We start from the raw sequence: 9,133 nt of genomic DNA on the forward strand, positions 1-9,133 counted from the left end.
GCTTAATTCTATGTGCAAGTGTTTCAGGAATTTGCATGTTTCTACAGTGGTTCCAAAATTCCGAATCTTTACGATTTGTCACATTGTAGTGTAAAACAATAAAATCTCGTAATTTTTCAATTTCGATTTGAGTTTGTCTGTTAAATTCATCAACGGTTGATTCTATGCTTCCTACTTGTGGGAACATACGAATAAATCGAATAATACCGCTGGTGATGAGGTGGATACTAGTGGATTCTAAAGGTTCAATAAAACCACTTGATAAACCTAAAGCCACACAGTTTTTATTCCAGGCTTTTAAACGTCGTCCCGTTCGAAAATTGATTAATCGAGGCTCAGTGATCATCTTTCCTTCAACACCGTCAACTAACATTTGTTTAGCATCATCATGTTTCAGATATTTACTACAATATACGAGTCCATTGCCCATTCTATGTTGAAGCGGTATTTGCCATCTCCATCCGGCTTGATGGGCGATAGAACGAGTATAAGGAACGGCGTCGCCGGTGGATTCAGTTTGCACCACATAAGCGCTATCACATGGTAACCAGTGAGACCAATCTTCATAACCGGTATGTAAAGCATCTTCTATTAATAATCCTTTAAATCCAGTGCAATCGATAAAAAAGTCACCCTCGATCTTGGCGCCGGATTCCAGTTCTAGGTAACTGATATTGCCAGTTTTAAGGTCCTTGTGAACTTTAGATATTTTCCCTTCAGTTCGTTTTATTCCTCTTTTTTCACTGTATTTACGTAGGTACTTAGCATAAGCGGTGGCGTCTAAATGATAGGCGTAATTAATAGGGAGCTGTTGAGACAGAGCAAACTTTCCCTTTTTTGCTGCTTGTAATTCTAAACAATACTCAGAAAAATCGGCAGTCTGTCCTTCTTTTAAACCTCTCAACCAAAAATGGTGAAATTCAGCGAAAAAGCTTTCTTGTCCTGTCTTCCCAAAGGAATGAATGTAGTCTTGGTCTATGTCTTTCCAATTTTCAAAAGATATGCCTAACTTAAACGTAGCAGAAGTTTCACGCATAAACTCTTGTTCGTCTATGCCTAACAAATGATGAAATGTGCGCATGGGAGGAATGGTTGCTTCGCCTACGGCAATGGTACCAATTTGTTCTGATTCAACTAATTCGACATCAACCACTTTACCTAATTGTTTAGCAATTCCTGCAGCCGCAATCCAACCCGCTGTCCCGCCACCTGCAATGACTATTTTCTGCTTTTTTGAAACATTCATAATATTTCTATTACCTATTTTATTCACTTAATATTGGTGCCATATCCGTTTTCCCTTGGGTGGAAACTAAACAATTAGCGCTGTGAAAGTTTTGAGATTGTGATGATGCATAGTATTCAGTAAATGCCTGTATGTCATATACTTTTTTATGTTCTTTATCGTCATAGAGCCATTTTATTCAAACCGTTTACCTTAAAATTAATAAGGGAAATTTGTGATAAATCAAATTCGATATTCTGAGTTTTTCTATTCACGTAAATAGAATCGATTTAGTTTCTAATTTGCGACTTTTGTTGAACATTATTATGCCATTAAATGAAGGGGTGGTGTAAGATATACGGATTATGTTATCAAATTAATTATAGTGCTAATTGTTTGATATTAAGAGAAAAATTTTGAATTTAACGTCATTAATGAAATGAGAATACGTCCTATGAGGAAAACAGATTTCCGAACATTACTTGGTAATGATTCTTTTGCAGATTCTCCTACGCTTGCAACCCTAAATGGTCATGAACTTGACGAGTTAATTAGTCCTATTTCTCGTGAAGAGTTTGTCAACTCTTACTTTTCTAAAACCTCAGTACATATTGCAGGTTCTACTCAGAAAGTAGAACAAATTTTTAGCTGGGAAAAATTACAATTAGCGCTTAAACGGGGCGAAGGTATTACAGATAAGTCTTATAACATTAAAGCCTCTTTCGCTGAAGGTGAAGACTCTGGCGACCCTCATGGTGCGACCGATATAAGCCACAAACAAGTTATTGATGTGCTAAATGATGGCGGCACCATATGTATATCCAATATTCAGATGGCAGATCCATTTTTAGCAAAGTGGGCTCTTGCTATCTGCGCACAACTTAATTTCACAGGCACTGTTGGGATAAATTGTTATGTTTCTCAGGACGGTTCTGGTTTTCCAATGCACTACGATGCAAGAGTAGCGACGAGTATTCAGATTGCAGGCAAGAAACGATGGAAATATTCCACTAAGTCCGCTAAACCTTGGCCTAAAACCAATGCAGTTTATCAATCAGGTGAGACAAATAATAAAGTAGGAACTTTACCAAACGATATGGATATTCGTGAAGTCGTATTGAATCCTGGGGATGTGCTGTGTTTACCCGCAGGTGCTTGGCATTCTGCATGTGGTATTGGTTGCTCTATGGCTTTGAATCTTTCTTTTTCTCCTCAGAATTATTTAGAGCATATTCTGCCATCACTTAAAAACTTGGCCGAATCAAATCCCAGTTGGCGAGGTGGTGTTCCTGCTACATGCGAAAAAGTAACAGGTAAAATGCCTAAAGAGGTTTCAAGTTATATTGGGCATCGACTTTCTGAATTTCAAGATTTAGCAAATGCGGATTCTCTTGTGGAGCCATGGTTAAGATCTTTAACTCGAGCTGCTTATGCGGGGAAAACCCAAATTAGACCCTTACCAGATGTTGGACCCGAACAATTGTTTACCGTGGCAGCACCTCCACTGCGTTATATTCAATTTCAGGGGTTGTTGCTTATTTCTTTCAATAACGAAATTCATAAATTTCCCACTAGTTTGCAGCCCACATTAGAAAGGTTTGGTCTAGAGCCATCTAACTTTACAATCCCTGAAATTTTGTTGTTACAACAAAAAGCTAACGGCTTGCCTCAGAACGAAACCATACATTATTTACAAGTCTTGTATAAGTTTGGGATCATTGGATTAGCCTAATTCTTTACCTAATTTTTGGACAGGGAGAGTGGGGTTCATTATCAGCCTAGAGCTTATCGAGAGGCTGAGTAAACAACTACAAAAAAGCCGCTTCAATATGAAGCGGCTTTTTTAATTTATATGAAAGTGCCTAATTCAATTAGACACCATTTACCTCTAGAAATAACTTATTAGAAGTTATAACGAGCACCTAATGTATAACGTGCACCTAGGTCACGTACTGTATATGGTGTTCTAATAGAACGGCCATATATACGTTGGTTTTCGTCAGTAATGTTAAGACCAGCGAATGTAACTGTTAGGTCTTCCATCACATCATAACTAACTGTGAAATCCAACTGAGAGTATGCTTCTACGTATCTAGGTTGAGTCCCTGCTGATTGCAAGAAGTCGTCACGCCAGTTGTAAGCAACACGCGCTTGCCAACCATCTTTCTCGTACATAGCTACTAAGTTAGCTGTGTCACTTAAGCCCGTTAAGGCAAACTGAGAGACCGAAGGAGAAGCTGTATTATCATACTTAACATCACCACGTACTAAGGTGTAGTTAGCTGATAAACCAAAACCTGTTTCACCAAAGAAATGTTGCGCCGCAAGTTCAGCACCATACAAGTTAGCATCTTTGTTGTTCACCGGACGTGATGTTAAGAAATCATATAGAGGATCGTCACCATTAGGTAAAATGTCATAACGAGCAGCCATATCGAATTCAAAATCTGACTCATTGCCAATACGATTCATTTCATTAATGTAATCGGCAGCACCATTTGGAAAATCTTGTGGATTATCTAAAATAGCCGTCATTACAAACAAATGAGTTTCATCAAGAGTTATTCCTAGGTCTGCCAAGGCGTCAACAGCTGCTTGAGCACGTGGCCCACCAGTGGCATCACGTAAACCAAAGTGGTTTAACTCAACTTGTTCAGTACCAATAAAGTTACTTACACGTTTATCAAAATAACCAACAGAAACATAACTTGTATCATCAAAATAGTATTCAACAGATAAGTCCAAGTTAGTCGATAACAATGGCACTAACCCTGGGTTAGATGACGTTGCGTTTGACGTGCCGCCCATTAAGGTTGGTGCGTTGTGACCAAAGCCTGAAATAGATGCACGAAGATCGTTATAACTTGCTCTTGCCATGGTTTGACCAAAAGACATACGAGCCTTAATGTCATCAGTTACAGCAACATCAATATCTAAACTTGGCAATACATGGTTGTAACTATGTTGCTCCATAACGCCGTTACTTGCTGAACTGTTTTGCGTTACAAAGTCATTGTTATCTTGCCAAAGCGTAGTTTGTGGAACCGCTTGAACAGAAGTTGATTCAACGTCTGTGCTTTCATAACGTACACCGGCAAGCACATTGGTTTCCATGCCACCCACTTCGCCAGATAAGGAGTATTGTAAGTAGGCTGAGAATACATCTTCTACAACGGTATGGTCGTGATCACGTACACCTGTAGAGTCAAACTCAGTCATAAAGTCATGACCATATTGAGCAGTTCCCCATCTTACGATATCAGTCGCATCACCACGGAAAGAAGTTATACCGTGATTACCCACGTTGTAATCTTCAAAACTTCCCATTAAATCAAACTCTTCTAGAGAGCCTGGAGGAAGTTCACCTGGGTTAGCGATACCCCAGTCACCACCTTTTAATAGGTTCTGAGAATTCTTTTGGTTCATTTCGATAGAACGAGTTTCGATGCCAAAATCAAATTGGCCTTCGTCAAACATGTAAGTACCATCTAATTTAGCTTGGCTAATATCAGTTGTTTGTGAAGAGTCAGCTACTCGTACAAAGTTTGTTCCCACATCGGTTGTATCCCACACACCGTTACACTCTGGTAATCCAGCTGGTCGGTTTTTTGCACAATCATCGATTGTTACTGCTAGCGTAGGGAACTCGCCCGAGAAATCATAACTTTGAGTTAAACCAAGTGGTGCGGCTAAACCAGCAATCATACGGCCAGCGCCAATACCACCTAAGTTATCAGGTAAACTTTCTGCTGTTGAATCATGAATATCTACGGTGAAAGACAATTCGTCATTGACGTTATATTCGATATTCAAACCAATTGAATCAATAGTATTCTTTTGGTTTGTTTGAATTTGTGTGGCAGTGTTATCTTTAGCGCCACCCACATCTTCATTTATCATTACCATAGTCGCAACTGGTTGATCTGTATCAAAGGTTACAGAACTAAAGCTACGGTTTAACCAGAAGCCAGACTGAGCTTCACGTTGTTGCACTTCATTGTTTACGTAGGTGTAATCAAGCGTGGCTGTTAAATCGTCAGTAGGAGCGAACTGAAGGGTCAATTGAGCGTTTGTGCGGTCTCTTTCAAAATCTGAGTGGTAATAACGTAAGTCATTTGGACGAGCAAATAATTGTCCATCTGCAGGCGCATTGGTAATTTGGCCATTAGTATATGCCGCATTGGTTTCACCATTAGGACCTGGTACGATTGAAAAAGCCTGATAAGACATAGTATCAGAGTCTGCATCATAACTAGGATTCCACTCAGCGTAGTTCCAACCACCTGTACCAGAATGAGATGAGCCACTATGACGGACTTGGTTACTGAAAGTTAATCCCACACCCCAAGTAGCATCATCATTAGTAAAGCTAAAGATACCAGAAATTTCAGGAGTAACATCGTCACCTCGATCAACCGTTGAGTCACTGACTAATTTTCCACCAACACTTGCGTGGAATCCTTCGTTACTTAATGGTTTAGCGGTTATAATATTTACAGTAGAGCCGATACCACCTGCAGTGATATTTGCTTTACCTGTTTTATATACTTCTACAGCTCGTACACTTTCAGACGCTAGGTTGGCAAAACTAAATGCACGACCTGAACCACCGCCGTTACCCCAAGCATCAGCAGCTGGCATCAATCGGCCGTTTAAGGTAACCATGTTATTGTCGCCACCAAAGCCACGAACAGTAATCTTATCGCCTTCACCGTTATTACGATCAATTGAAACACCTGTGATACGTTGTAATGATTCAGCCAAGTTTGAATCTGGGAATTTGCCTATGTCTTCTGCAGAGATTGCATCAACGATACCTTTTGATTCTCGTTTGATGCTCATTGATTCTTGTAAGCTTCCTCTTATCCCTCGAACCTGGATGACTTCAGTGTCATCAGCTTCTTGTGCTAGGGCGGGAGTCATTACAACTGTACCAAGCATAATACCTATGCTTGTAGCTAGGATGGATTTTTGAAATTTATTCGGTGATCTCATCGTACTTATACCTTTTGTTATTTTAATCAAAGTGTGTGGTGTACATGATTAATTGAAGATTAAACATCCTTCTGTAATCGATTTCAAAGGTAAAATTATGGTTAAAGAATGTCAACATAGATGTTAATGGGTTGTTTGATTATGTGTAATGCATGTCGTTATGAGTGTAATGAGCAACTAGTTGATTTTTATGAGTAAATAATGATTTTCATTGGTTGTGAAGTTAAAAAACGTATGTTTTTATGAAATTAAGTTTTGTGGTTACGTTATTTTGTTGTGTAGGGTTTGTGTGGAAAAATTACCCAGAATTGAAAATTGACAACGCGTGTAGGCTAGCAATTAAATTGGGTTGTTTTAGTTTTTCGGTAAATCTTGAAATTTTAAAAATAAATTATACTTATCATAAGGTTAAGATAAATAGATGACTTGGCAACGTCTTTAATTAAGTATGCTTTCTTGAATATACTCTTCCTAAGATATATAGAAGTGAGAGTCGTTTAATCGTCTTCGTCTTTATCGTAATTAGCATTATTGTCTTTTGTGACTGTAGGCATTTTAGTTTTAGCAGTTTGTTGAAGTAATAAAATATTTCCAATTATAAAACCCAGTACCAATACGATAATTCCAATTACCCACCAAGTATTCATGTTTTCCCCTGATTTAATACATATTGTTTAAAGATAACTTTAAGGTTTTTTATAATAGATTGTGGATCGTCTATTCCCGAGTGCAGAAGTGTTTCTTCTAACATATCTATGTTAAGTTGATTTTCTATCTTAGCGGCGATAGGCCGATAGCTCAGATGCCAGGGTTCAGCCGCCACCCCACCTTTGTAATTCTGATAAGGGCGGTAAAATTCAAAGTCTTGAGCGTAGGTTTTTAGCCAATAATTTAACTTTTTACAAGGGCCACCACCTTCATATTCGCTGCATACTAATTGAAAGTTATGTTGTTTTAGTTCAACCGTTTTTTTGTCGTATACATCTAAATCTGTGCCCCAGTGATGACGACTCGCACCGGGTAATGCAGACCAAGTTAATATTGCAAATAACTTTTCTTGGTTTGAAATGGAAGTTATATCGATGGGCTGTTCGTTAATATTTAAAATGGCTGTTTTACCTAACCATTTGTTTTTCCATATTTGCAGTTGGCGCTCAAAACTTCGGTAACTACTCACTATTTGAATATCTACATCGTCTTTTTTCGCTGCTTCTTGCATTTGTTTAAATGCCACACACACGTCAGGTAATAGTTTGAATCCTTGTTGGCATTCAACTAATAAGTCTTCACTTTGACCTAATATGTGTGCGGGTGTAATCATGCTAATAGGTTTTCCAACATTTTTTCATAGATATCAGCCAGTGTGTCTAAGTCAGACATTTTCACACACTCGTCAATCTTGTGAATGGTGGCATTGACGGGACCTAATTCAATCACTTGTGCACCAGTTGGCGCGATGAAACGACCGTCAGAGGTGCCTCCAGCTGTGGATAACACGGTTTCTCGGCCCGTACATTGTTTGATTGCATCTTGAGTGGCTTCAACCAATTTTCCTGAATCGGTCAAAAAAGGTTGGCCGTTGAATGTCCACTTTAGGTCATAATCTAACTGATGTGCGTCCAATATTTTAGTGGTTCGCTCGATGAGCTGGTGATCTGTCACTTCGGTAGAGAATCGAAAATTAAAACAAACTTTCAGCTCGCCTGGGATAACATTACCTGCGCCTGTGCCACCATTTATATTCGATATTTGAAAACTAGTCGGAGGAAAAGAATCATTACCATCATCCCACTTGGTTTTAGCTATCTCATCTAAAGCCAATGCTGACTCATGAATTGGGTTTTTCGCTAGGTGAGGATAGGCAACATGACCCTGTATACCTTTAACAACTAAATCACCTGTCAGCGAGCCTCTACGGCCATTTTTAACGATATCACCCACCTCTTCAGTACTTGATGGCTCGCCAACTAAGCACCAGGTGATTTTTTCGTTTCTGGCTTCAAGGGTGTCTATTACCCGAGTGGTACCGTTAATAAACGGACCTTCTTCATCACTAGTAATTAAATAAGCAATAGATCCTTTGTGATCTGGGTTGTTTTTAACAAATCTTTCTGTCGCCACTAACATAGCCGCTAGACTACCTTTCATGTCTGCAGCGCCTCTACCATGTAAGTAGCCATCTTTTTCTGTGGCTTCAAAAGGTGGCGTTTGCCACGCATTTTCTGGCCCTGAAGGCACTACATCCGTATGACCAGCAAAACAAAATACTGGGTCTGCAGTGCCTTTTCTGGCCCAAATGTTTTTTGTGTCATCAAAGGTTAAATCTTCAATGTTGAATCCTAATGGTTTTAGAATATCCGCCATTAAATCTTGGCAACCTGCGTCTTCAGGGGTGACTGATTTTCGATTGATCAGATCCTTGGTTAGGCCAATGGTAGTGTGTGTCATAGAAAAATCTCTTGGTATTGTGCGGCTTTAAAGCCGATAAAATATTGCTCTTGATGGATAAGAACCGGACGTTTAATCATAGCCGGTTGGTCAAGCATTAACGTGATGGCTGAGGCTTTATCAAGTTGTTGTTTTTGTTGTTCTGATAATTGACGAAAAGTGGTGCCGCGTTTATTCAATAAAACTTCCCAACCGAGTGCTTGCTCTGTTGTTGTTAACCAATCAAGGTCTAAACCATCTTGGCGATAATCGTGATAAGTAAATTCAATATTATTGTCATTTAACCAAGATTTGGCTTTTTTAATCGTGTCACAGTTTTTAATCCCATAAAGTACAGTCATGTGGATCCATATTAGTTTTTCATTATGCACAGGACTATAACGATAAAGGCCTAGCTGGGTAAAGGTTCAAATTGCTATTAAATATAAACACTCATGATAGTGTCATCTCCAGCGATAACAGAAT

7 protein-coding genes are annotated in these 9,133 nt (G+C 39.1%); 1 reads left to right on the forward strand and 6 read right to left on the reverse strand.

Going from position 1 to position 9,133, the window contains the following annotated elements:
• On the reverse strand, positions 1–1,246 hold a 1,246-nt coding region (locus ACSHXM_RS19515; RefSeq protein WP_435691667.1), incomplete at its 3' end, for a tryptophan halogenase family protein.
• A 433-nt stretch (positions 1,247–1,679) separates the two neighbouring features.
• On the opposite strand from ACSHXM_RS19515, the gene ACSHXM_RS19520 reads away from it, so the two are divergent.
• On the forward strand, positions 1,680–2,957 hold the full coding sequence (locus ACSHXM_RS19520; RefSeq protein WP_435691669.1) for a JmjC domain-containing protein: 1,278 nt from the start codon (positions 1,680–1,682) through the stop codon (positions 2,955–2,957).
• A 170-nt stretch (positions 2,958–3,127) separates the two neighbouring features.
• Here ACSHXM_RS19520 and ACSHXM_RS19525 read toward each other — a convergent pair whose 3' ends face one another.
• The 5 genes from ACSHXM_RS19525 to ACSHXM_RS19545 form a co-directional block, all read right to left on the reverse strand.
• Positions 3,128–6,220, reverse strand: a complete 3,093-nt coding sequence (locus tag ACSHXM_RS19525; protein ID WP_435691672.1) for a TonB-dependent receptor — start codon at positions 6,218–6,220, stop codon at positions 3,128–3,130.
• Positions 6,221–6,717: 497 nt separating this feature from the next.
• Entirely contained in the window at positions 6,718–6,867 is a 150-nt protein-coding gene (locus ACSHXM_RS19530; RefSeq protein ID WP_435691674.1) for a DUF2897 family protein, read from the reverse strand.
• A complete protein-coding gene (locus ACSHXM_RS19535) occupies positions 6,864–7,541 on the reverse strand; it encodes a M15 family metallopeptidase (RefSeq protein WP_435691676.1) in 678 nt (225 codons plus the stop codon). The genes ACSHXM_RS19530 and ACSHXM_RS19535 overlap by 4 nt, the downstream gene beginning before the upstream one ends.
• Positions 7,538–8,668 (reverse strand): succinyl-diaminopimelate desuccinylase, encoded by a 1,131-nt coding sequence (gene dapE, locus ACSHXM_RS19540; RefSeq protein WP_435691678.1) that lies wholly within the window; start codon positions 8,666–8,668, stop codon positions 7,538–7,540. Before dapE ends, ACSHXM_RS19535 begins: the two co-directional genes overlap by 4 nt.
• Positions 8,665–9,009 (reverse strand): ArsC family reductase, encoded by a 345-nt coding sequence (locus ACSHXM_RS19545; RefSeq protein ID WP_435691680.1) that lies wholly within the window; start codon positions 9,007–9,009, stop codon positions 8,665–8,667. The genes dapE and ACSHXM_RS19545 overlap by 4 nt, the downstream gene beginning before the upstream one ends.
• Between the last annotated feature and the right edge of the window lie 124 nt (positions 9,010–9,133).

Origin of the sequence: Paraglaciecola sp. (assembly GCF_051252315.1) — a bacterium.
GTDB lineage: Bacteria > Pseudomonadota > Gammaproteobacteria > Enterobacterales > Alteromonadaceae > Paraglaciecola.